The 24,138-nt window shown below is 69.3% G+C and carries 20 protein-coding genes and 1 pseudogene; 12 read left to right on the top strand and 9 right to left on the bottom strand.

The genetic code is table 11. The features are described from left to right. The first annotated feature begins 4 nt into the window (after positions 1-4). Positions 5-757: an amino acid ABC transporter ATP-binding protein gene (locus CSR00_RS21490; protein ID WP_099024470.1), complete on the top strand. Its 753-nt coding sequence runs from the start codon at positions 5-7 to the stop codon at positions 755-757. A 58-nt stretch (positions 758-815) separates the two neighbouring features. Here CSR00_RS21490 and CSR00_RS21485 read toward each other — a convergent pair whose 3' ends face one another. Next, positions 816-2,081, bottom strand: coding sequence for an alpha/beta hydrolase (locus CSR00_RS21485; RefSeq protein WP_245906369.1), 1,266 nt, complete (start codon positions 2,079-2,081; stop codon positions 816-818). Between the two features lie 61 nt (positions 2,082-2,142). On the opposite strand from CSR00_RS21485, the gene macS reads away from it, so the two are divergent. The 6 genes from macS (at position 2,143) to CSR00_RS21455 (ending at position 7,718) form a co-directional block, all read left to right on the top strand. After that, positions 2,143-3,330 (top strand): MacS family sensor histidine kinase, encoded by a 1,188-nt coding sequence (macS, locus tag CSR00_RS21480; protein WP_099024468.1) that lies wholly within the window; start codon positions 2,143-2,145, stop codon positions 3,328-3,330. Beyond that, a complete protein-coding gene (locus CSR00_RS21475) occupies positions 3,327-4,004 on the top strand; it encodes a response regulator (protein WP_099024453.1) in 678 nt (225 codons plus the stop codon). The genes macS and CSR00_RS21475 overlap by 4 nt, the downstream gene beginning before the upstream one ends. 62 nt (positions 4,005-4,066) lie before the next feature. After that, positions 4,067-5,980 carry a DUF2339 domain-containing protein gene (locus CSR00_RS21470; RefSeq protein WP_099024452.1) on the top strand — a complete coding sequence of 638 codons (1,914 nt, stop codon included), beginning with the start codon at positions 4,067-4,069 and terminating at the stop codon, positions 5,978-5,980. A 176-nt stretch (positions 5,981-6,156) separates the two neighbouring features. Further along, positions 6,157-6,663, top strand: a complete 507-nt coding sequence (locus CSR00_RS21465; protein ID WP_099024451.1) for a Dps family protein — start codon at positions 6,157-6,159, stop codon at positions 6,661-6,663. 96 nt (positions 6,664-6,759) lie between these two features. After that, a complete protein-coding gene (locus tag CSR00_RS21460; protein ID WP_245906360.1) occupies positions 6,760-7,281 on the top strand; it encodes a hypothetical protein in 522 nt (173 codons plus the stop codon). After that, positions 7,278-7,718 carry an RDD family protein gene (locus CSR00_RS21455; RefSeq protein WP_245906358.1) on the top strand — a complete coding sequence of 147 codons (441 nt, stop codon included), beginning with the start codon at positions 7,278-7,280 and terminating at the stop codon, positions 7,716-7,718. The genes CSR00_RS21460 and CSR00_RS21455 overlap by 4 nt, the downstream gene beginning before the upstream one ends. Here CSR00_RS21455 and CSR00_RS21450 read toward each other — a convergent pair. Further along, positions 7,703-9,034: an adenylate/guanylate cyclase domain-containing protein gene (locus CSR00_RS21450; RefSeq protein ID WP_099024449.1), complete on the bottom strand. Its 1,332-nt coding sequence runs from the start codon at positions 9,032-9,034 to the stop codon at positions 7,703-7,705. The two genes, CSR00_RS21455 and CSR00_RS21450, sit on opposite strands and share 16 nt — an antisense overlap. A 49-nt stretch (positions 9,035-9,083) precedes the next feature. After that, the gene (locus CSR00_RS21445) at positions 9,084-9,686 is read right to left on the bottom strand and encodes a TetR/AcrR family transcriptional regulator (protein ID WP_099024448.1); all 603 of its coding nucleotides are present in this window, start codon (positions 9,684-9,686) and stop codon (positions 9,084-9,086) included. A gap of 88 nt (positions 9,687-9,774) precedes the next feature. On the opposite strand from CSR00_RS21445, the gene CSR00_RS21440 reads away from it, so the two are divergent. Together CSR00_RS21440 and CSR00_RS21435 are read left to right on the top strand one after the other, a co-directional pair. Beyond that, a complete protein-coding gene (locus CSR00_RS21440) occupies positions 9,775-10,788 on the top strand; it encodes an oxygenase MpaB family protein (RefSeq protein WP_099024447.1) in 1,014 nt (337 codons plus the stop codon). Between the two features lie 211 nt (positions 10,789-10,999). After that, positions 11,000-12,619, top strand: a complete 1,620-nt coding sequence (locus CSR00_RS21435) for a PP2C family protein-serine/threonine phosphatase (RefSeq protein WP_176562180.1) — start codon at positions 11,000-11,002, stop codon at positions 12,617-12,619. 55 nt (positions 12,620-12,674) lie between these two features. On the opposite strand, the gene CSR00_RS21430 is transcribed toward CSR00_RS21435, so the two are convergent. The 3 genes from CSR00_RS21430 to CSR00_RS21420 all read right to left on the bottom strand — a co-directional run bounded on the left by CSR00_RS21430 (position 12,675) and on the right by CSR00_RS21420 (position 16,983). Then, on the bottom strand, positions 12,675-14,096 hold the full coding sequence (locus CSR00_RS21430) for a PE-PPE domain-containing protein (RefSeq protein WP_245906356.1): 1,422 nt from the start codon (positions 14,094-14,096) through the stop codon (positions 12,675-12,677). A 470-nt stretch (positions 14,097-14,566) separates the two neighbouring features. Beyond that, a complete protein-coding gene (gene speB / locus CSR00_RS21425) occupies positions 14,567-15,511 on the bottom strand; it encodes an agmatinase (protein WP_099024445.1) in 945 nt (314 codons plus the stop codon). Continuing rightward, positions 15,508-16,983 carry a purine-cytosine permease family protein gene (locus CSR00_RS21420; RefSeq protein WP_218014525.1) on the bottom strand — a complete coding sequence of 492 codons (1,476 nt, stop codon included), beginning with the start codon at positions 16,981-16,983 and terminating at the stop codon, positions 15,508-15,510. The genes speB and CSR00_RS21420 overlap by 4 nt, the downstream gene beginning before the upstream one ends. A 109-nt stretch (positions 16,984-17,092) precedes the next feature. On the opposite strand from CSR00_RS21420, the gene CSR00_RS21415 reads away from it, so the two are divergent. Then, complete coding sequence (locus CSR00_RS21415; RefSeq protein ID WP_245906355.1) at positions 17,093-18,595, top strand: PucR family transcriptional regulator; 1,503 nt, start codon at positions 17,093-17,095, stop codon at positions 18,593-18,595. Positions 18,596-18,613: 18 nt separating this feature from the next. Continuing rightward, complete coding sequence (locus tag CSR00_RS21410) at positions 18,614-19,411, top strand: nitrilase-related carbon-nitrogen hydrolase (RefSeq protein WP_099024444.1); 798 nt, start codon at positions 18,614-18,616, stop codon at positions 19,409-19,411. Here CSR00_RS21410 and CSR00_RS21405 read toward each other — a convergent pair. Beyond that, entirely contained in the window at positions 19,405-21,150 is a 1,746-nt protein-coding gene (locus CSR00_RS21405) for a hypothetical protein (RefSeq protein WP_099024443.1), read from the bottom strand. The genes CSR00_RS21410 and CSR00_RS21405 overlap by 7 nt on opposite strands. 222 nt (positions 21,151-21,372) lie before the next feature. Between CSR00_RS21405 and CSR00_RS21400 the strand changes: the two are divergent. Beyond that, a pseudogene (locus CSR00_RS21400) lies at positions 21,373-21,696 on the top strand (MgtC/SapB family protein); the annotation flags it as partial. 69 nt (positions 21,697-21,765) lie between these two features. Here CSR00_RS21400 and CSR00_RS21395 read toward each other — a convergent pair. After that, a complete protein-coding gene (locus CSR00_RS21395; protein WP_245906353.1) occupies positions 21,766-22,920 on the bottom strand; it encodes a GGDEF domain-containing protein in 1,155 nt (384 codons plus the stop codon). Positions 22,921-23,125: 205 nt separating this feature from the next. Continuing rightward, complete coding sequence (locus CSR00_RS30270) at positions 23,126-23,362, bottom strand: hypothetical protein (protein ID WP_141564424.1); 237 nt, start codon at positions 23,360-23,362, stop codon at positions 23,126-23,128. Positions 23,363-24,138: the final 776 nt, after the last annotated feature.

Below are 24,138 nucleotides of genomic sequence, written 5' to 3'. Positions count from 1 at the left end.
GGCCATGGTCAGAGCCGAAAGCGTCTGCAAGGACTTCGGTGCGCTCAAGGTGCTCAAGGGCGTGACGCTGGAGGTGGAGAAGGGCCAGGTGCTGGTGCTGGTCGGCCCTTCCGGGTCGGGCAAGTCGACCTTCCTGCGCTGCATCAACCACCTCGAGGACATCAGCGCCGGGCGCCTGTACGTGGACGGCGAACTGGTCGGCTACCGCGAACGCGGTGGCAAACTGCACGAGATTCCGCCCCGCGAGGCCGCCAAGCAGCGCCGTGACGTCGGCATGGTGTTCCAGCATTTCAACCTCTTCCCGCACCGCACCGCGCTGGACAACATCATCGAGGCGCCCATCCACGTCAAGAAGGTCCGCAAGTCCGAGGCGCTGGAGCGGGCCACCGATCTGCTCGACCAGGTCGGCCTGGCGGACAAGGCCACGGCCTACCCCGCCCAGCTGTCCGGCGGGCAGCAGCAGCGCGTCGCGATCGCGCGCGCCCTGGCGATGAACCCCAAACTGATGCTCTTCGACGAGCCGACCTCGGCCCTGGACCCCGAACTGGTCGGGGAGGTGCTCGCCGTGATGAAGAAGCTGGCCTCCGAGGGGATGACGATGGTGGTGGTCACCCACGAGATGGGCTTCGCCCGTGAGGTCGCCGACCAGCTGGTGTTCATGGACGGGGGCGTGATCGTCGAGCGGGGCGAGCCGCGCGAGGTGTTGTCCAACCCCCGTCACGAGCGCACTCAGGCATTCCTGTCGAAGGTGATGTGAGCCTGCGGCTCGGAAGTGATGTGAGCCTGCGGCTCGGAAGGCGTTGTGAGCCTGCGGCTCAGGTGCTGACGGACTCCCGCCGCGAGCGGGTGTAGACCTCGGCCAGGAAATGCTCGACGGCCACCGCGGCGTGCTTGGCGCGCGGCGACCCGAAAATGTCGAAAGCATGTTGAGCGCAGGGCAGTTCGGCGTAGACCACCGGCTGGTTGCTGACCTCGTCGAGGCGGGCGCTGAAACGGCGGGCCTGTTCGACCGGGATCAGCGAGTCATTGGTGCCGTGCAGCACGAAGAACGGGGGCGCGTCGGGGTGCAGGTAGCTGATCGGTGACGCGTCGCGGTAGGCGTCCGGATAGCGCCGGCGGCTCTGCTTGAGGACGTACTGCTCCAGCATCGGCACCATCAGCGGGTGCAGCGACGTGTCGGCCTGGGTGAAGTCGTAGACCCCGTAGAACGGCACGGCGGCCCGCACGCTGGTGTCTGCGTCCTCGAAGCCCGGCTGGAGTTCGGCCCGGTTGGCCGTGAGCGCCGCCAGTGACGAGAGGTGACCCCCGGCCGAGCCGCCGGTGACGGCGACCCAGTCGGGATCGCCGCCGTACTCGGCGATGTTCTCCTTGATCCACGCGATCGCGCGTTTGACGTCGATGATGTGGTCCGGCCAGGTCGAACGGGGGCTGAGCCGGTAGTTGATCGACACGCAGATCCAGCCGAGTTCGGCGAGGTGGCTCATCAGCGGATGTGCCTGTCCGCGCTTGCTGCCCACCATCCAGGCCCCTCCGGGCACCTGCAGCAGCACCGGGGCGCGACCATCGGCGGGTAGATCGGGGCGGCGCCAGATGTCGAGGTGGTTCTTGCTGCCGTACTCGCCATAGGCGACATCGGTGTGCTGGGCATAGTCCCGGTAGATGCGCAGCATCCGGACCACGCCGGGCTTCTTCGCGGTCCCCCCGCCGGGGGCCGGGGCCATCCACAGCCCCGCGGAGTCGTGCCGGCGTCTCGGCCCGAGCCCGGCATCCAGCGCCGTCGACAGCGGTCTGTCGGAACGCCGGCCCACGGCGTCGAGGCCCAGCAGCCCCAACCAGGACAGTCCGCACACCAGCCATGCCCACCGGCCCACACGCCGGCCCAGGCCACCGGTGATGGCCGTGAGGCCGACAGCCTGGCCCGCCAGCACCGGCAGCGGCAGTTCGGAGGCGAACACCCCGTAGGTGAACGCGTACAACGACGGGTAACCGCGTTTGGACAGCGGGCGAACGCCGTTGGCGGTGAACAGCGCACTCAACACAGATCCGAGCAGCGCGATGATCTGCTTCAGGCGCTTCACAATCCGTCCCTCCGGTCTGGTCGGCCGTCGCCGGGAAGTGGCGCCTTCACCCTATGCTGTGGCCATGTCGGCGCCCGGTGCCATCCCGGTGCCGCGCGATCAGCCCGTCGACCCAACCGGGTCGCTGTGGCGCGCGGCACAGGTGTTTCGCCTGCTCAGCCTGGTGTATGCCACCGGCTTCCAGGTGGTGTCCTACGACGACCTGGCCCGGCCGGCGCTGAGTTGGCTGCTGTACGCCGTGCTGGCGGGATGGACGGCCGCCTGCGGGGTCGCCTACCTGCAGGGTTTCGGTCGCCGCCGCAGTTGGGTGCTCGCCGAGCTCGCGGTGGTGGCCGCGCTGATGCTGGCCACCCGGCTGGTCGCCGACGACCAGTGGGTGGCCGCCAACCAGTCGCTGCCCACCACGTTGTGGGCGACGAACGCGACAATCTCGGCGGCGATCCTGCTCGGACCGATCGCGGGCATGCTCGCGGGTCTGCTGGTGATGGGTGTCTACGGCCTGCTCAAGGGCCAGATCAGCGTCGATCTCCTGCGAAACGCGACGATCGTCATTGAGGTGGCGGTGGGTCTGGCCGTCGGGATGGCCGCACAGACCGCGCGCCGCGCGCACGCCGAGCTGGAGCGCGCGATCGGGTTGTCGGCCGCGGTGGCCGAACGTGAGCGGCTGGCCCGGACCGTGCACGACGGGGTCATCCAGGTGCTGGCGCTGGTCGCCAAGCGAGGCCGCCAGATCGGCGGTGAGACCACGGAACTGGCCGAGCTGGCCGGCGAACAGGAGCGGGTGCTGCGGCGGCTCGTCAGCGCCGAGGACCTGCCCCTCGACGCTCTCGACGGGCAGTCCGCGGGGATCGACCTGAGGGCCGGGATCCGCGCCCGCGCCGGCGAGCGCGTCGTGGTCAGCGTGCCGGGAACGCCGGTGCCGATGGACGCGGTCACCGCGGGGGAGCTGCACGCGGCGATCGGCAACGCGCTGGACAACGTTCGTGCGCATGCCGGGCCCGGCGCCACCGCCTACGTTCTGGTCGAGGACCTCGGCGACCGGGTGACGGTGACCGTGCGCGACGACGGCGTGGGCATCGCGCCGGGCCGGCTGCGGGAGGCCGAAGTTCAAGGGCACGTGGGGATTTCGAAGTCGATCGTGGGCCGGCTGGCCGCGGTCTCGGGCACCGCGGAGTTGAGCAGCGAGGCGGGCGGGGGCACCGAGTGGGAGTTCACGGTTCCGCGCAGGCCGCGACGGGGGGAACGGTTATGAGCACGGGAACCGGCGATGTCGCCGCGCGGGCGATCACGGTGATGGTCGTCGACGACCACCCGATCTGGCGCGACGCGGTGGCCCGCGACCTGGCCGAGGACGGTTTCGAGGTGGTCGCCACCGCCGACGGGGTCGGGTCCGCGCGGCGGCGGGCGGCCGTGGTGCGTCCCGATGTCGTCCTGATGGACATGCGGCTGGCCGACGGCGACGGCGTGCAGGCCACCGGGCAGGTGTTGGAGGCATCGCCGGCGACCCGGGTGCTGGTGCTGTCGGCGTCCGGGGAACAGGACGACGTGCTGCAGGCGGTCAAGGCCGGGGCGACCGGTTATCTGGTCAAGAGCGCGTCACGGGCCGAGCTGGCCGAGGCGGTGCGGGCCACCGCCGCCGGACGCGCGGTGTTCACCCCGGGGCTGGCCGGGCTGGTGCTGGGGGAGTACCGCCGCGTCGCCCAGGGCGGTCCGGCGGCCGACGGTCCGACTCTGACCGACCGCGAGACCGAGGTGCTGCGGTATCTGGCGAAGGGACTGACCGCCAAGCAGATCGCGGCCAAGCTGACGCTGAGCCACCGAACCGTGGAGAACCACGTGCAGGCCACCTTCCGCAAGCTGCAGGTGGCCAACCGGGTCGAGGCCGCGCGCTATGCCATCGAGCACGGCCTGGATCAGGAGCCCTGACGCGCCCATCCGGGTAGTCCTACTCATCCGTAACCGGCGGCCGCGGGGCCAGGATGTGATCCATGACCGAATCGCCGCAACTGATCGTCGAGCGGCTGTCGTCGGAGTTCACGGCGATGTCGACTCAGTTCGCCCGGGCGTCCGTCCAGCTCGCCGAGCTGCGCCGGGCACTGGGCGCACCGATGCCGGCGGGTGCCGCGGCACCGCCGTTCCCGGGGTATCCGACGCCACCCCCACCACCGGTGTCCCCACCACCGACGGCGCCGTCACCACCCGTGCCCCCGGCGGACGTCCATCGCCGGCCAGCCGTGCACGCCTACCCACCGCCCTCGGCGCACCCCTACCCGCGGCCCCCGGTGGCCGCAGCACCGGCGCCGAGGGTCTGCTGGCGCCCCGAGCAGGGGTGGATCGGCAAGGTGCTGGCCGTGGCGGGGGTGGCCGTGACCCTGGTGGGGGTGGTCCTGCTGCTGATCCTGGCCGCCCAGGCCGGTCTGCTGCGCCCCGAGATCCGCGTCGGGGCGGGTGCCGCGCTGGCGGGTGCATTGGTGCTGATCGCGATCCGCTGGAATCGACGCCAGGGCGGACGGGTCGGCGCCATCGCCGTGGCCGCCACCGGGATCGCCGCCGCCTACATGGACGTCGTGGCGGTCACGAGCATCTACGGCTGGCTGCCGCCCGCCGGCGGACTGCTGCTGGCCGCCGCCGTCGGCGCGGCCGGACTGGTGCTGGCCCGGCGCTGGGATTCCGAGCAGCTCGGACTGCTGGTCCTGATTCCCCTGCTGATCCTGGCGCCGGTGGTCACCGAGGGCTTCGACCTCCTGCTCGTCGGCTTCCTGCTGGCCCTCTCGGCGAGCGCGCTGCCGGTGCAACTCGGCAGGGACTGGATCTGGCTGCACGCCGCGCGGGTCGCCGCCGGTTCGGTCCCGGTCCTGCTGGCCCTGCCGGCGGCCGCGTTCGGCAATGGTGAGGACCCGTGGTTGCTGGGCGGGGCATGCGGGGTGGCCGCCCTGCTGGCGGTGCTGGGCGCGCTGGTTCTGCTGCCCGGCAGCACCCACAAGACCGCGATGGCGCTGATCACGGCCGGCGGTGTGCTGCCGGCGCTGGCGGCCGGGGATGCGCTCGACCGTCTTCCGGCCTCCCTGATGGCCGCCGCCGTCTCGGTGGCGATGCTGGCGATCGTGCTGGCCGGTGACCGGCTGGCCGGGGTCACCGGGCCGGTCCGGCTCGTCTGGTCGGTGCTGGCCGCGGTCGCGGCGCTGGTCGCGGTCACGGTGGCCTTCGACGGCGAGGTCGCCGGTCCGGTACTGGTCGGGCTGGCCACGATCGTGTCGCTGGCCGGGCGGCGAAGCGCCGTCGCACGGTGGATCGCGATGGGCTTCGCGCTGCTGGGCGCCACCATCGCGCTGACCTACCTGCAGCCCGGAGCGCTGCTGACGCCTACGGCGTTGAGCACCCCGGTGGCGGTCTCGACGCTGGTCACCAGCGTGCTGCTGATCGCGGCCACGCTGTCGATCGCGTGGACCTGGACGGTGGCCCCCGACCACGACGACGACCTGGTCCGGGTCCTGTGGGTGGGCACCGCGGCGGTCTGCGCCTACGCGGTGACCGCCTTCACCGTGACCGTCGGGGTGCTGATCGCGGGTCCCGACGGCGGCTTCCTGGCCGGGCACATGGCCGCCACCATCTGCTGGGTGGCCATCGCCGCCGGTCTGCTGGTCGTGGGTTTGCGCACCGGGGACCGGGAGACGCGGACCGCGTCGATCGTGGGTGGGTTGGCGCTGACCGCCGCGGCCACCGCGAAACTGTTCCTGTTCGACCTGGCCACCCTCGACGGCATGTTCCGGGTGACGGCGTTCATCGTGGTGGGTCTGGCGCTACTGGCGATGGGTGCGGGATACGCGCGAAGCCTCGCCCGCCAGGAGCGTCCGGAGCCGCCACCGGAGCCCTCCGGCAAAGATGCCGCCGAGCGACAGTGACCAATCAGACAGCTTCGGTGGGCAGTCTCGCCGGTGCGCCGGCGTTAACCTGGATGTATGCCGGAGCTCAGGGAAACTCCAGGTGAGGCGCCATCAATAGCCGAGTGGACGCGCCCCTGGCAGCTTCCCCGCGTACCGGAGGAACTATTTGGCCCACGAAGGGAAGGTTGCACATCATGGCTGCTGTAGCAAGCATCACAGGCCAGCGTCGGGACCCCGCCGAGGTCCGCGGCTTCGTACCGTCGGAGGCGTTCCACGCCCACCTGCAGAAGGTTCTGGTGGATCTGATCGAGCTTCATCTGCAGGGCAAGCAGGCGCACTGGAACGTGGTGGGCACCAACTTCCGGGATCTGCATCTGCAGCTCGACGAGCTCGTCGACTTCGCCCGCGAGGGCAGCGACACCATCGCCGAACGCATCCGCGCGCTCGACGGCGTCGCCGACGGGCGGTCCGACACGGTCGCGGCCACCACGTCGCTGCCGCAGTACCCGGCCGCCACCCACAACACCGACGACGTGGTGGAGCTCGTCGCCACGCGCATCTATGCCGCGGTGGACACCATGCGTGCCGTCCACGATGACATCGACAAGGAGGATCCCAGCACCGCCGACATCCTTCACCAGCTCATCGACGGGCTGGAGAAGCAGGCGTGGCTGATCAAGTCGGAGAACCTGCGGGCCTGATCCGCGTTCCCGTCGGCCCGTCCGGCACGGCGTCCGTGGTGGCGGACCCACGGTGTCGGGCGGGTCGAGTGCGCCGCGCCCTTCTACGATGCGTGGGTGTCCAACCTGAGCGGGCTGCTGAGGCACCCGGCCGTGACTGCGGCCGTGGGGGCCGGTGCGGTCGCCGTCGGGGGTGCCGCGGCGGTCTGCCGCACGGCCACCCGGGTGCCGGTGCTGGGTTCGCGCCTGGAGGAGGGCGTGGCCGCGCTGTCGCGACGCGGGGAGGTCGTCCTGGCCCGCGGCGCCGAGCCGCTCCGGGGTCTGGTCGTCGACATTGCGGTCGTGATCGTCGACCAGGTGCTCGACCAGCTTGACCTGACCACGCTGGTGACCGAGCGCGTCGATATCGACGCCATCGCCGCGCGGATCGACATCGAGGCCATCATCGAGCGCATCGACCTGCTCGGGCTGGCCGACCAGATCATCGACGGGGTGGATCTGCCGCGGATCATCCGCGAATCCACGACCTCGGTCACCGCCGATGTCGTCACCGACGTGCGGACCCAGGGTGAACGCGCCGACGACGCGGTGTCGGGGCTCATCGACCGGATGCTCGGCCGCTCCCGGGAGACGCCGTGAGCAGAGCGGACATCCCGGCCATGCGCACCGCCGGGATCGTCAGCAGGGGCGTCGCGGCGATCGTCGACGTGCTCGTCGTGGTCACCGGGCTCGCGTCGGCCTACGTCGGATGGGTGTTTCTCCGGTTGGCGTTCGCGCCACGGGAATTCGAGTTCCCCACCCCGTCGGCGGTGTTCTCCACCCTCGGTTTCCTGGGCTTGGCGGCGGCCTATCTGAGCGTGTGCTGGGCGGTTTCCGGGCGCACCGTGGGAGCGGTGTTGATGGGTGTGATGGTGGTCGGCCGGTCCTCGTCGCGCCTGCACCCGCTGATCGCGGTGGTGCGGTCCGTGGCCTATGTGGCGCTGCTGATCGGCCTGGCCTGGGTGGCCGTCGACCGCGATCGCCGCTCGATCCAGGACATCCTGTTGGGCACGCGGGTGGTCTACAACCGGGCCTGATGCCCGTCACCGGAGGCCATGTCGGTTGCCTCGGCATCGTGGGCATCATCGGGGGTGAGGTCACGGCGCCCGATGAGATACCAGGTGTGCATCACGCCCTTGCCCTTGACCGGGACGTCGCCGCGTTCCTCGAACGCGAAGTCGTCGCGGAGGCGTTCGTAGACGTCGTGCGGAACCTGGATCCGGCCCGCCTGGTCGGTGGTCTCCATCCGGGCGGCGACGTTGACGGCATCACCCCAGACGTCGTAGAAGAAGCGCCGCGAGCCCACCACGCCGGCGACCACGGGACCGGTGGCCACACCGATGCGGACCGGAACCGGCCGGCCCTGCGGGTCGCGCATGCCCGCGACCGCGGCGGCCATGTCCACGGCCAGATCGGCCAGCGCGGGCAGATGGTCGGGGCGCACGTCCGGGACGCCGCTGACCACCATGTAGGAATCGCCGCTGGTCTTGATCTTCTCGAGGCGGTGGCGGTCGACGAGCGTGTCGAACTCACCGTAGAGCCGGTCGAGAAAGGCGACCAGGTCGCACGGCGCGGTCTGGCTGGCCCGCTCGGTGAACCCGGCGATGTCGGCGAACAGGATCGAGGCGTCGTCGTAGCGGTCCGCGACGCTGGTGGTGCGGGTCGGGTCCTTGAGCCGCTCGGCGACGCTGGCCGGCAACATGTTGGCCAACAATGCTTCCGAGCGCCGGTATTCGACGTCCATGGCGGATTCGGCGCGGTCGATCTCGCGCAGGGCGTACCAGATGGTCGCGAACGACATCAGGCAGGCACCCACCACCGACGTGGCGAAGCCGATCTTCATGGTCCAGGCCGGCTGCAGCCCGGTGTCCCCGGGGACCACGATCTCCAGGACGATGGTGAGCACGGCCGCCAGCCCGGCCAGCACCGCCGCCAGCGCGATGCGTTCGATTCCGAGGATCAGCACCAGCAGCGACACCGAGACCAGGTAGTAGAACTGCAGGCCGGCGTCGGTACCGATGTCCCAGGTCATCAGGAACAGCGAGGCGTAGGCGACGGCGATGAAGGTCAGTGGGGCCACCAGCTCACCGAAGCGGCGCAGCAGCGGGACGAACAGGAACACGATCCCGGTCCCGATGTTGACGGCACCGATCTGCCACACGCCGTAGCCGCCGGCCAGCTGCCAGACACCGAACCCGGCGCTGACCAGGAAGGCGATCCAGGTGGTGATCTTCAGGACCCGGAATCGCCGGGCGGCCACGTCGACGTAGTGCTCGTTGCGCACCGGCCGGCACGGGTTGACCTCGCCCGCGCCAAGGCGCTGGCCGACGGCGCGGCGGCGTCCGGTGTGCATCACCTCAGACTAGGTCGCCGGTCACCGCCGGTGGAGCCGTTTGCCCGGGTCAGACGGTCTTGAGCACCAGCTGCACGGCGGTGCCGACCACCGCGTCGAGGTCGGTGCCGAGACTGCCCGAGAGCCATTGCTGGGCCAGTTCGGCCATCGCGCCGGCGTACATCGCCGCGGCCACCCCGGCGGCGACCGGGTCCTCGCCCGGGTGCGTCTGCTCATGGCGGTTGAGCACCAGCTGCCGATGCCGTTCGTGGGTGAGGTGGCGGCGGGCGGCCAGCACGGGATTGGCCTGCGCCTCGGTGAACAGCACCCGGCCGCGTCGCGGGTCGGCCGAGCTGAAGCCGAGCACGGCACGGATACCGGCGCGCAGCCGGTCCTCGTCGGTGTCGGCGGCCCGCCCGATGGCGGTCTCCACCTCGACGGACAGCTCGGCGGCCACCCGGTCGTAGACCGCGCCGAGCAGTGCGCCGGTGTCGGGGAAGTTCTCGTAGAAGTAGCGGCTGTTCAGCGCCGCCTCCCGGCACACCGAACGCACCGAGACCGCCGCCTCACCGCCGTCACCGAACAGCGCGAACGCGGCGCGCACCAGCAGCGCGCGTCGCTCGATCCGGCGGTCGGTCAGGGGAACCCCGGCCCACCTGGTGGGGCTCGACACCTCGTCAGCTTACGTCCACACCTCTGGTCACGGTCGTGACCAGAACGCTATTCTGACAACACGCGTGTTCAATGCCGGAGGAGCGGTCATGAAGTTGCCACACCAGCTGCTGGAGCAGCGGCTGACCAGGTTCTATGACGACGAGGTTCGGAGCAGGTACTTCCGTGGCCTGGACTTCGCCGGCCCCGAGGGCGACCCCGGCTGGTTCGGACCGGGCAGCGCGGTGTGGCATGTCCACTCCCACATGCCCGCCCTCGTGCTCGGCCTGCAGTGCGCGGCCTATATCGAGCGGTTCGATCCGAGCATCTTCTGGATGGGCGTCGACCACTCCCGGATCGTCGAACGCGACGAGCTCGGCGAGCCGACCATGCGGGTCGATCCCGAGGGGGCCGCGGTGCGGCTGGGGCACTCGGTGTCCTTCTTCATCGCCACCGCCTACGGCTCCACGGCCGCCGCCGAGAAGGTCACCGCGACCGTGCGGGCCATGCACCACACCGTCAAGGGGGTGCGCCCGGACGGGCTCCGCTATGACGCCGACGACGCCGAGTGGTTGCGCTGGAACTATGCGACGGTGGTGTGGGGCATCGCCACCGCGCACGAGTACTACCACCCGAATCCGTTGCGTGGGAAGAAGATCGATCGGTACTACCGGGAGTTCGTCAAGGTGGGTCACGCCCTGGGCGGTACGGATCTTCCCGAGACCAAGGCCGAGACGCTGGAGTGCCTGCAGTCCTACCTGCCCAGGCTGGCGATCACCTATGGCGCCGCCATGGCCACCGGCCCCAACCTCGCCGCGGCCGAATCGGGGCCCTTCGGCGGTGAGTTCATCGACTGGGCGATCCGTGACGCGCTGCCCAGCTGGGCGGCCGCCATGGTGATGTACCGCCCGCCCAATCCGCTGGAGCGGGCGCTGCGGCAGTCCTCGGTGTGGGCGGTGGTCAACGGCATCCATCTGGCGATGGGCCCGCTGCCCGAGTTCCGGCAGGCCCGCAAACGGGTCGCCAAGACCGCCGCGGGCCACCGCATCGCGCCGACCTCGCCGAGCTACGTACCCGGTAGTGACCCCAAGCGCACGCGAGCCAAGGCCGAACGGATGGCCTGAGCGTCCGGCGCCCCGCCCGGGGCTGAGCGCGGGGATCGGGCCCGCGTTCGTGCGTCGCGCCACCGCCGGCCGGCGCACGCAGTAATCTTCACTGCAATCGCTGGGAGGGGCGGCCGGTTGGGGGATCGCTTTGGGGACACGGAATTCTGGCCCGATACTCCTGGCATCCGGGTGCCGATGATCGCCGACACCTGAGATGGATGCGGCAGGGATGAACGCGCCCGGCCCCCGTCCGGGCCCGGAAACGGTCGTGATCCGGTTGGGGCGCGGCGCCGTTCTGCTGGTCCTGGTGGTCGCGGTACTCGACTGGGTCGGGTGGGCCACCGGCGTCGAGGCCCTGACCCGCATCGTCCCGACCTGGCCGCCGATGACCCCGCGGACCGCGCTGTGGTTGGCGACGTTGGGGATCGCGGTCCTGTTGTGGTCCCGGGGTTCGCCCCCGGCGCGAACCTGGGCGGCCCGGGCCCTGGCGGTGGCGGTCGGCGCCAGCGCCGTGGCCGTTCTCGCGGAATATGCGACGCAGCGGTCGTTCGGCGTCGACCTGCTGTGGTTCGGGCCGCAGGTCGCCGAGCTCCAGTCGAGCTGGCCGGGGCGCCCGAGTCCCCTGACGGCATTGTCGGCGCTGCTGGTGGCCGCCGTGGTCGCGCTGCCGCGGGCGACCCGGTGGACCCGCCGGACCTGGGCGGTGTGCATGGTCGCGGCACTGGTCACGCCGGGCGTCGCCGTGGTGTCCTATCTGTTCGACGCGGTCGCTCTCGTGACGATCGCGGAGTCGACCGGGATGGCCATCGCGACGGCCCTGTGCCTGGTGCTGCTCGCCGTGGCGGCGCTGTTGTTGCGACCCGACCGGATCGCGGTCAGCTGGCTACTCTCCCGGCCGAACCGGCGGACCGTCATCCAGCTGGGCCTGATCGTCGCGAGCTTCCCGGTTCTCGTCGGCGTGACGCGGCGGGCCTTCCTGGCCCTGGGATTCGGGGAGCTGGAGGGGCTGACGCTCTCGACGACGGTGGGCACCGTCATCGTCGGCACGATGGCCATCTTCTATGCCCAACGGATCGCGGAGATGGCGGAACACCTGCGGCAGCAGACCGAACAGCTGACAACCGAACTCCAGAGCGCAGCCGCGTACGTGAGTTCGCTGTTGCCGGACGGCCTTACCGGCGAGGTCGACGTGGCGTCGTGCTATCAGCCCTCCCGCGAACTCGGCGGAGACTGCTTCGACTACCGCTGGATCGACGACGAGCATCTGACCGTCTACCTGATCGACGTGTCGGGGCACGGTATCGAGCCGGCGCTGCTGGCGGTGTCGGTGCACAACATGCTGCGTTCCGGTTCGTTCTCCGACGAGACCCTGTTGACGCCCGAGGCGGTGCTGGCGGGGCTCAACCAGCTGTTCCGCATGGAGGAACACAACGACCACTACTTCACGATGTGGTACGGGGTCTACGAGGCCTCCACCCGCACGCTTCGCTATTCCAGTGCCGGCGCGCCACCCGCGCTGGCCTTCGCCTCGGCCGCCGCGCCGGCGTGCACCGCGGCGGAGCTGTCCACACCGTCGGCACCGATCGGGATGTTCGACGAGACGGAGTTCACCTCGGACACCTACCGCGTGCCACCCGGTTGCAGGATTTTGGTGTACAGCGACGGGGCCAGTGAGATCCCCCTGGTCGACGGCCGGAATCTGTCACTGACCGGTTTCAAGAGTGTGCTCGCCGAGCTGGCTCTCTCACCGCAGTGGTCGTTGCACGACCTCACCGATCGGCTCCGGACCATGACGCCGGCCGGTGGCTTCGAGGACGACTGCTCGATGGTCCAGCTGATGTTTCCCTAGCGGATCCGTCCGCGGGTGCGGGTGGCACTTCGACCGCGCCGGCGGGCCGCGCGTGTCAGGAGCTGCCCGCCCCGCGATGCGATGCCGCGGCCCTGCGATGCGAGGCCGCCGCCTCGCGCTGCGGCCGGTGCCGCAGCAGGTCCCGGAGGCGGTGGGGCCGGTCGGTGGCCGACCCCGCTGCGGCTCCACGCTTTCCCGCCGCCCCGGTGCTCGCGGTCTCGGTGTCACCCGCCGAATCGGTGTCGCCCGCCGAATCGGTGTCGTGGCCCGCCTCGTCGTCGCTTGTGAGCCCGGTGGCGCGAGCCCCTGACCCCTGGTCGGCGTCATCGTCCGGCTCGGCGCCGGTGTCCGGGTCGCTATCCGGGTCGGTGTCCCGCGAGGGAGCGGGGTCCTCGGACGCCGCCGCGGAATCCTCGTCGCCCTCGGTGGGGGATTCCTCGGCCGCATCGTCCTGCTCGGCCGGCTCCTGCACCGCCGTGCTGTCGGTCGAGGCATCGGGGGCCGGGTCACCGGGTTCGGAGACACCGCCCCCATCGGTCGTATCCCCGTCGGCGGTCTCCTCGGCGCTATCGGTTGCCGGTTCGGCCGCCGGTTCGGCGCTGACCGCGCTGACCGCGCTGACCGCACCGGCCAGGGCGGCGGTCGGCGATGTGTCAGCGTCGGTCGGGGCCTGCGCGGTGTCGTCGTCGGAGGGCTGCGCATCGTCGGTCGCCTCGGCGGGCTGCGAGATTCCGGACATCGGGTCGTAGGTCTCGGGGTCGATCATGCCGGGATAGTCGCGGTCATAGGCGGCGTCGACGATCTTCTTCAGTGGCGCGTTGAGCTTGTCCGCCAGGTTGTTCAGTCCGAGGTCGCGCAGCGGCTGCAGCAGCGGCAGGTTCTCGGTGCGAAGCAGCACGTAGGTGGTGTTGCCGTCCACCCAGACCAGTTTGTCGGTGCTGTCGAGGTCGGCATCGGGGTAGTCGCGGATGTGGATGTACCAGAAGCCCGCGATCGCATTCGCCACCGCGACGATGTTGCCCAGATTGTCGGGCATGTCGGCGGCCCCGTCGTACTCCAGGGCGATGTCGACCACCGAGTACTCCGAATCCGGTGTCGGATCGTCAAGGCCGAGCCTGGGCCGGATGCCGCCGTACTTGCGCAGCGGGTTGCCCGCCAGGATGAACGACAGGTCCTCGGGGGCCGGGGCGCCGGCGGTGCCCGCGTGCTGCTCGATCCAGCGGGTGGCCACCGCGGCCCCCTGCGAGTAGCCCAGCACCGTGGTGGGCACCGGGGTCTCGTCGATCGCCTTGCCGAGGGCCTTGGCGCCGGTGGACTCGGCGAACAGTGGCGACGCGGAGACGTAGGGGACGGCCGTACAGGTGTTGCCGGAGTCGGCGCCGCACTCGGCCCCCTGGAAGAAGTCGTTGAGGTTCCAGTGCAGCACGCCCCCGAAGGTGTAGCCGGTGACGGTCAGAACCTGCGCCCGCAGCGCCACGTCGCGCGCCGATGTCTGTCGTTCCGAAGGGGGGTGATGCGGAGCGCCCAGCCCCGCCGCTGTGATGCAAACTGCTCCGGCCACGGCGAGAAATGCCCGCATCGGTTACCCCATCCACTGCAGCAAATTGATCGATGTAGTTTGGACGACCGGGAATACTCTAATTGACGCGCGTTCTCCGTGCTCAGTGATTGAGGGATCGCATCTCGGCAGGCAGCGGTTCAGATGCTGTTATGCCCGGATTAGCTGTACGTTCGCTGTGGCGCGGAAATCGCAGGAGTAGTGGAATTCTCTGTTTACGGCCAGTTTCCCGGCGGAATGCGATATTCTGTGCTCCTGCAGGCTGAGGATCGGTGAGCAAAGGTTAAGCGCCTTGGGGTTCTTGACGCTGCCGGTGCCTGCTCTCCCTTTCTGGCTATGACAATTCGGTCCGGATGTGTCATGCGTTTCGGCCAGGCGGAACTGCCAGGTCAGCGGTTGGCGGCCAGCACCGACAACAGCTCGTAGCCCACGTGCGCCGCCGCGATACCGGTGATCTCGGCGTGGTCGTAGGCGGGTGCGACCTCGACGATGTCGGCGCCCACGACGTCGAGTCCGACCAGCCCGCGCAGCGTGTTGAGGAGCTCGCGGGATGTCATGCCGCCGGCCTCGGGGGTACCGGTGCCCGGCGCGTGGGCGGGGTCGAGCACGTCGATGTCCACCGAGACGTACACCGGGCCCCCGGCGAGTCGGCGGCGCATCCGCTCGATGATGCTTGCCACGCCGTCGAACTCGTAGTCGTCGGAGCGAATCACCTGGAAGCCCAGCACAGCGTCGTCCTCGAGGTCGGTCTTGCTGTACAGCGGCCCGCGGATCCCGATGTGCAGGGAGCGTTCCATGTCGATCAGGCCCTCCTCGCTGGCCCGGCGAAACGGTGTGCCGTGGGTGAACGGCGCGCCGAAGTAGGTGTCCCAGGTGTCGAGGTGGGCATCGAAGTGCAGCACCGCGATCCGGCCGTGGTCGCGGGCCAGCGACCGAAGTATCGGCAGCGCGATGGTGTGGTCGCCACCGAGGGTCAGCACCGTGGATCCGTCCCGGCGCAGGTCGGTGATCGAGGCCTCCACCGTGGCGATCGCGTCGGCGATGTCGAAGGGATTGACCGCGATGTCCCCGCAGTCGGCGACCTGTTGCCGGGCGAACGGCTCGACTCCGAGCGCCGGGTTGAAGGGGCGCAGCAGCTTCGAGGACGCACGGATGTGGCCGGGCCCGAACCGCGCGCCGGGCCGGTAGGAGACCCCGCTGTCGAAGGGGATGCCCACGATGCTGACGTCGACCGCGGGGACCTGGTCGATGCGGGGCAGCCGGGCGAACGTCGCCGGATCGGTGTAGCGCGGATAGCGCGTGGCGTCGACGGGGCCGACCACGTCGGGTGTCACTGTTCCTCCCGTGCAACGGTTTCGGCGATGTCGGCGCTGCTGGCCGGGTCGGCCAGTTCGGGGTGGGATTCGATCATCGCCCGTTCCTGGCTGAGGTCCAGCGAGCGCGTCAGCGCGACATAGACCACTCCGGACACCAGCAGGCCGACGACGAAGGCGATGTCCACCTCGCCCATGGCCGCCGCGGCCGGGCCGACGAAGAACGGCAGAACCATGAACGGCAGCTGGGCCAGCACGCCGGCGAGGAACGCCGTGACCCCTCGCCATGACCATGCGCCGTAGATCCCCTTGGGCGTGAACAGATCCGCGATCGCGTAGTGGCCGCGGCGCACGAAGAAGTAGTCGGTCAGGTTCACCGCGGTCCAGGGCACGAGCAGGTACAGCATGATCAGCAGGGTCGTGTTCAGTGCGGTGGTGGCGTTGGTCAGCAGCAGACCCAGCGCCAGCCAGATCACCGCCAGCGAGGCGATCGTGACGACCCGCAGCCGGCGCGTCGGACTGACCGGGCGGATCGAATCGATGGCGGTGACCACCGTCAGCATTCCGCTGTAGGCGTTCAGCCCCATGGTGGCCACCAGCACCAGCGCCGAGACCACGGCGAGCACGTAGCCCAGCACCGGAAGGGCGTCGTTTCCGGACTCGCTGATGCCGGCCAGCGCATCGGTGGCGCCCAGATAGGTCGCCATCCACGCGCCCAGCGGGATCAACCAGGCCGGGGAGGCCGCTGCGCCCAGGAACACCGAGGAGATGATCGCCGCCGGCTTGGTGTCGCGGGGCAGGTAGCGGCTGTAGTCCGACACATACGGCGCGTAGGTGATGTTGTAGGACGCGGCGACGCTGAACTGCACGAGGAACGCCACGAAGCTGAATCCGCCGGTGTGATCGGCGGTTCCGGTGACCGCGCCGAACAGCACACCGCAGGTCAGGATGATCCACAGCGGCAGCGAGATCCAGAACAGCAGCCGGAAGGTACGGTGCAGCAGGTCGTGTCCGAAGATCGCGACCAGGGCCGCGATCACCGTGATCACCACGGCCACCACCGCGGGGTTCCAGCCGAAGATGGACTGCAGCCCGGACTTGATGATCACCACGTCGACGACGTTGAACCCGACGAAGGTGAACAGCGTGCCCACCAGGGCCAGCAGCACCCCGCGGTAGCCGAACTGGGCGCGGGACTGGATCATCTGGGGCAGCCCGAGCACGGGGCCCTGGGTGGCGTGGAACGCCATGAACAGGGTGCCGAAGGCGATACCGGCGAGTCCGGCGACGATCGTCCAGCCCAATGAGAGCCCGAGGCTCGGGCCGACGAACCCCAGCGCCAGGGTGAACGGCTGGAAGTTGCCGACGAACCAGAACGGCCCCTGATGGCCGACCTTGCCGTGGCGTTCGTCGTCGGGGACGTAGTCGATCGATCGGGTCTCGATCAGCGTAACGGTGGAAGTGGCGGTGGAACCGGCCGGTGGTGTTGTCACGATGCTCCTGGGCGATCACGGGTTGTTCCCACAATGCGAGGTGCTCGCCGCTGACGCCATGGCGTGAATGTTCATTGTGTCTATTACGATTGGACAATATGCACAATCGGTGTTGGTCGCGGTGATCACCGTCGCCGACGTTGCCGCCGCTGCGTCGCTGAACCTGCAGGTGGCGGCCGGGTCGGGTGCGCTGAACCGGCGCGTGACCTCGGCGCACGTGTCGGAACTGACCGCGCCGGGGGACTGGCTGCGCGGCGGCGAACTGCTGATGACGGTGGGTCTGCTGCTGCCGATGCGCCTGGCGCCGTGCCGCGCCTACGTTTCGGAATGTGCCCGGGCGGGCGTGGCCGGGTTGGCGTTGGGGCTCGGTCACGGGCTGCCGTATCAGCAGTGCCCGGCGCCGCTGCGTCGGGCCGCCGAGGAATTCGGAGTCCCGCTGCTGACGGTGCCCGACGAGACGCCGTTCATCGCGGTGACCAAGTGGGTCTTCGGGAGCATCGCCGCGCAGGAACGCGCCGGCCTGCAGGCCGCGATGGAGATCAACCGCAGGCTCACCGCCGTGGCCACCGGCTCGGCGCCCCTGGTGGCGTTGTTGTCGGCGTGGTCGCAGGCCTCGGCCACCCCCTGCGTGGTGTGCGACGGCAGCGGGCGGTTGATGGGCGCCACCGACGGCACCTCCCCGCAGACCATCGAGGCCGCGTGCGAGGCCGCCGCGGCGACTCCGGCAGCGGCCCCGGCTGCGAGCGGCGGCGGGTTCGCGATGGTGGGGGATTTCGAGGTGCACACGATCGGGGCCCGGGTGCCGCTGGCGCATGTGGTGCTCGGGGCCGACATGGACACCACGTCGCGCAGTTCCTCGACGGTGCTGGTGTCGCTGATCGCCGTCGACATCGAGCGTCGTGAGCTCGCGACACAGGCCCAGCGTCAACGCCGGTCGCAGGTGTTCACCCAACTGTTGCGGCCCGGCATCAAACGCGAACGCGCCCAACAGCTTGCGGCGGGCGTCGGGCTCAACGCCGAGCGGTATCAGGTGGCGGTGGTGGCCTGCGACGATCCCGAAGCATTGGCCTACCGGCTGCAGGTCGGGCTGCCCGAGGCGATGGTCCGCGTGCCGGGCGCCACCGTCGAGGTCGCCCACCACGACCTGGAGGCGCTGACCGCCACGCTGCAGACCCATGCCCGCGCACTGGCCTGCGGTATCGGGGCGCCCTCCGGGCCCGAGTCCCTGGCGGTCTCGGCGGCGCAGGCCCGGTCCCTGGTGGCGGTCAGTGCCCGGTTGGGCCGCATCGTCGCCGCCGGAGAGGGGGAGACGGTGGCGATGCTGCTGGGTATGGGCAGTCCCGACGCGGTGCGCGGCTTCGCCGACACCGTCCTGGCGCCGCTGGACCAATTGGAGCCCCGGGAGCGGGTGGAGTTGGTGCGGACGCTGGAGCAGTGGCTGCGTTCCAACGGCGCCTGGGATCCGGCGGCCGCTCGGCTGTCGTTGCACCGCAACACCGTGCGCAACCGCATTGACCAGATCGCCGCGCTGACCGGGCGTCGTCTCGAGGACGGGGACGCACGCCTGGAGCTGTGGCTGGCGCTCAAGGCGCGCGCCGCGTTTCCCCAGTGACCGGGCTAGCCTGTTGGGATGACGCGCATCGCCTGCTGCCAGATCGACCCCAGCATCGGTGATCTGACCGGCAATGCCGAGGTCATCGCCGCACGGATCGCCGCCGCGGTCGGTGCCGGAGCCGAGATCATCGTGCTTCCCGAACTCGCCACGTCGGGCTACATGCTCGCCGACGCGCCGGAGGCCCGTTCGGTGGCGCTGCGGCACGACAGTTCGATGTTCGCGCGATGGTCTGCGGTGCTAGAGGATTCGATCGCCGTGCTCGGATTCTGCGAGCTCGGCGACGACGGGCTGCTCTACAACAGTGCCGCCGTCCTCGACGCCGGCGGTGTCATCGCCACCTACCGCAAGACCCACCTGTGGGACCGCGAGAAGCTGATCTTCACCCCGGGCGCCGAACTGCCCAGGGTGCTGCCCACCAGGTACGCAGCGATCGCCGTGATGGTCTGCTATGACCTGGAGTTCGCGGAGCTGACCCGCCGCGTCGCGGTCGACGGCGCCGAGCTGATCGTCGCCCCGGTGAACTGGCCGCTGTTCCCGCGCCCGCAGGGCGAGCGTCCCGGAGAGGTCATCACCGCGATGTCGACCGCACGGACCAACCGGGTGGCGGTGGCCGCGTGTGACCGCAGCGGGGTCGAGCGCGGGCAGGCCTGGACGGCGGGTACGGCGATCATCGATCCCGACGGCTGGGTGGTGGCCGCCGCGGGCCCGGGGGAGGACATGGTTCTCGCCGATGTCGACCTGTCGGTGACCCGCGACAAGAGGCTGACCGACCACGTCGATCTGCACGCCGACCGCCGGCTGGATCTCTACTGACGGACCGTGCGCCGGGGCTCGCGGTCCGCGTGGCCGCCGGCGTCACCCGATCGCGCCGACGTCACACCGTGTCGGCGCTGGGCTGCGCGTTCCTCCCCGGGTGAACCCGTGGGGGAATCGGCGCTGCGCCCAGAATCCGTTGTGCCTGACGTTGATTCGGCAGTCCTGCCGTCGGCTTCCGTCGGGTCGGTTTCTGTTGAGTCGGGTTCTGTCGAGTCGGGTTCTGTCGAGTCGTCCGGTCCGGAGTCATCGTCGCGGGCGGTCACGTCCCCGGCATCGTCGCCGGTCGGCCCCGATCCCACGGGGTCGGCGTCGCGGCCGGGATCGGTCGCCGTCGCGCGTCCGGTGTTCTCCGCGGTCCGTGCCGCCTCCGTGGCCGCCTCCTCGTCGGTTGGGTCGGCAGCCGTCGCGACGAGCGTCGGCTCCGGACGGTCGGTTCCGGCGGGGGTGGTGTGGTCGGCCTGCGGCGGTTCGGAGTCGGCGGGGGTCGCGACCTCGGGCGTGGCCGCCGATACGGATGTATCCATCGCGTCGGGCTCCTCGACGGGGATCCGGGCCGCCGGCGTCTCCGCCTCGGCCGAGGCGGCGGTCGTGTCGTCCGCGACGGGAGCCGGGGCCGGGGGCGTCGGGAGCACCGGCGCACCCGGGGCGGCCCGTTCGGGGCTGGGCTGCTGCAGCGGGTAGAACCAGTCGTTGAACTCCTCGAGCCGGTCCACCTGGCTGTCGCTGAGCTGGATCCCGAAGGCGCCCAGGGCCATCTCGGTGACCTGGGTCAGCGGATGCTCGGCGTGGTAGACGAGGTAGGTGGTGTTGCCGTCCGCGCTGTAGAGCGTCTCCTTGTCGGGGATCTGGTCGAGGTTGGAGTAGTTCTGCGGGCCCATGATCGAATGCACGGCCAGGAACCCGGCGGCGTCGACGACCAGGGAGGTGACCGGCCGGTACCAGACCCACTGGAAGTTGGCGATGGGGTCACCGTCGATGAGCACCGAGGTCACCTGCAGCTGGTCACCGGTGGCGGCGGGATCACGGGCCCCACCTTCGGGTTTTGCGCCGACGAGGCTGAAGACCAGGCCCACCGGGAAGTGGTCGGCGGCCCACTGCATGATGCCCCACGGGCTGCGTGGGTCGGACACCAGCACGATCTGGGTGTCGGTCGGATCCAGCAGACCGTGGCCGTACACCCGCGCCGCGCTCTCGCCGACGGCGTCGGCGCCCTGGGAATAGCCGGTGTAGACGACATAGGGCCTGTCGGAGGCCTCCTTGAGGCCCGCCATCGTGGCGATGGTGTGGTTGACGGCGATGTTGACCGACTGGTCGTAGGTGGGGGCGAAGATCGGGAGCAGATACCCCGACTTGCCGGAGATGATCGGGAACACCGCCTCGGGGTAGACGACGATGGCCGTCCTGAGGTCACCCCGCATGGGGTCGATCCGCGTGTAGAGCGTGGTGTCGTCGCTGCCCGGGGTGTTGATGACGAGGGTGTCGGCCGGCACATCGAAGGGCGGGCCGGTCAGCCAGCCGGTGCTGCTGGTGCTGGGCTGCGCCGGGCCGAGATCGGGGTCGCTACCCGTCATCAGCGCGGCGAGCACCTCGTTGGTGGTCGGCTGCGCGGCCAGCGCCGCCGCGGTGGGCTCGCACGGTGCGGACAGCGCCAACGCGAGAAGCGCCGCGCATCCGGCGGCGGTGGATCTGGCCGTGCCGGATCTGAAACCGGATCCGATTGTCGGATTGATGCTCATGTGACCCCCCGGTCGATGTCTGCACATTACATCGCCACACCACACAATTGGTGGCGAAGTTCGATGAAGAGGCACATATTGGATGCAGTCGGGACTTCGCTGAGTGGGGGAGGCGCGGTCCCGCGAGCCGCGTGGGCCGTAGGGCTGGGTCGGGGCAGCGGGTGGGGTGCCGAGACGGCCAGACACCTGGCGTTCACCCGCGGTTGATAGAGGATCCGGGTGATAGATGCTCTCGAACTGTCCCTGCGAATCGCGGCCGGGGTCGGGCTGGGCGCGGCCATCGGCATCGAACGTCAGTGGCGTTCGAAAATGGCCGGGCTGCGCACCAACGCCCTGGTGAGTCCGGGCTCGGCACTGTTCGTCGTGATGGGCGCCTATGCGTTCGGGTCGGGCGACCCCACCCGCGTCGCCGCGCAGGTCGCGTCGGGGATCGGCTTTCTCGGAGCCGGAGTGATCATCAAACAGGGCGTGAGCATCTCGGGGCTGAACACCGCCGCGGCCGGCGGCGCCTTCGCGGTGATCGCCGCGAACGTCCTGTTGCGGCCGACACCGTCACACCACCGGCGACCTCAACTGAACAGCCCATTCAGATCCGCCGACTGGTTCGAATCTTCACTAGAATTGATGTGTTGTGTTGCCGCCGCTGCGTTTCGCGCAGAACATCGCCTGGTCAGCTCGCGCGATGGCGGCTTCAAGCAATAGTTGTGGGCGTTCGTTAGAGCCGATGAAGTGGCTACGGTTGACACTGGTCACGCCCACGCTGGCGGTGATTGCCGGCGGGCCGCCCGACGCTGCGACCTCTCGCCGAATCGCTTCGGCGGTCTTCTCGCCAGAGGCACGAGCGCCCAGGACAACGGCGACAAATTCCTCGCCGCCCACGCGGGCGATCAAGCCGCGGCCGCTGACGACCTGTGTGATCAGTTGTGAGCATCGAACCAGGACCTGGTCGCCGACTGCGTGGCCGTGGGTGTCGTTGATATTCTTGAACCGGTCGAGGTCGATGACGACCACACTCACGGTGCCACCGGTCGCCCTCGAGCCGTGTTCGAGCAGGTCGCTGAAGTGCAGATGAAGGCCGCGGCGGTTCAACAATCCTGTCAGCGGGTCGGTCGCGGACGCGTTGGCGTCATTGCGCAGCGTGCGGATGCCGAACTGTATGCCCAACGGCGTCGCGATCACTGGAACCACCGCTCCCAGGATTCTGCCGGTGAAGGCTCCGCCGACGACGTCATCGGCGCTTGCCAGCGTGATGAAAGCGACCGTCGTCGCTAGGATGAGAAGTGTATGCAGCGTGAGCGCCTTGGGACCGTCGAAGAACATCAGATAGACCGAAATCAACGCAAAGCAGTTCAACGCGAAAAGGCCCATGAGCCAGCTCGACCCAGTCAGGCCCACCGCGGCGATGCCGAGATCTGACGCAATGATGAACGCCCGCGATTGCCGACGCGTCGGCCAGGGACGCGTGCACCATACGACCGCCCAATACGCATTCAGCACTGCGAAGAGAGCCACAACGATCTTGGGATGCATCGACGCAGGCTGGACCGCGGGCAACAACACGACCAGGGTGATGATCGAGATCAGGCCGATGCCGACACCGATCATCACGCGAATAGCGCCGGTCATCGACCGTTTAGCAAAGTACTGTACGTAGGCGGAGTAATCGACCGGCTCTCGCCACCATTCACCAACGAGCCGGCCAAACACCTGAAAGCTCTGAAGATCCCCCCGCACCTCACCCCTCCGGTTCGGCGTGTCGGAACGAAACATGCCACACACCCTGGGCGCGGGAGCTTAAGGTGATCGTTCGAGCTCTTCGACGCCGGATCAGATATCGTCACCGGTTGCAGATCATGATCATATACCGCTCTCAACAGCGGGACTGGTCGCGACAAGGGTGTAAACGGCCTGATCGGCCCCGGTGTGTCGGGACCGGAAAGGTGGTCCGATGACCCGAAACTAGCGTGGCTGTCGATCATCGCAGAATCTTGACGATGAGGCCGCCGCGGCGGCCATTGAAGTCCCGGGTGGCCGTGAGGTCGACGAGCTCGAGGTCGCGCGGAAGTCTGCTGCGCCGGCCCGCGAGGCGGGCGTATCGCCGACCGGCCCGGGCGGTCTGCTCAGGGCGATGAACAAGACGGTGCGTTTCGCTATCCGCCAGCACCACGATGCGATCGCCACAGCGGGTCAAACCGATTTGCACCGCCGTCAACTCGACTGTAGTCGCTGAGGCGCTGGATGCGTTCGACGCTGAATGGGGGCGGCGGTATCCGACTGCAATTCGGTTTGTGACGCGCCTTCGACCCATGCCTCCGCGACGGACCTGAAGGTGACAGCCGGCCGACGGGGGTCGGCGTGTGTCCCCGGTCCCCAGGTCGGAAACCAAGCCTCTTACACGTCGGTCCGCGAGTCCCCTGATGTCAAAGCTCTTCGTTCGCCCCTGGCTATCGTTGTCAACCCACCTGACAAGCCAGCGATTGCCGCTGCCAGCGGTTCTTCTACCAGCCCGTGACCTGCGCCTTCTCCTGGTCCGGAGAATGCCCTCGGCGGACCATCTACGGACTGGCATCATCCGCGGACTGAGGTGGTCGTGAGGTAGTGGCCTTTGAACTGGTTTTTCTGGTGCCCTCGGTGAGACTCGAACTCACACTGGACGGGTTTTGAAATGGTGCGTTGTGCAAAACCGCAGGTCGTGACAGTTGGGTGCGGCTGGTGTCTTCCGGTGACTGGATGAGCATTTACGCAGCTCAACCCATGTTTATTTTGCGCTTCACCAGTGGGTGATGAGTGAGACTGAGTGGTGCCGTGCCTACTGTGTGCCTACTGGGAGAGGTCCGTGGTGGGGCATGCAACCTACATCGTGTCAACGGCGGCCGAAAATTGACCCCTTTTCGTCGGTTGAAAATTGACCCCCTTGGTGTTCATTCTTCGGTTGTCGATCCCGGGACTCTCCCGAGGTCGCGGTCTTTGATGCGGTAGGAGTCGCCC

Source organism: Mycolicibacterium palauense (genome assembly GCF_002592005.1).
Classification (GTDB): domain Bacteria; phylum Actinomycetota; class Actinomycetes; order Mycobacteriales; family Mycobacteriaceae; genus Mycobacterium; species Mycobacterium palauense.
Note: the sequence above shows the minus strand (reverse complement) of the source record. Positions and strands in the feature narration are given on the sequence as shown.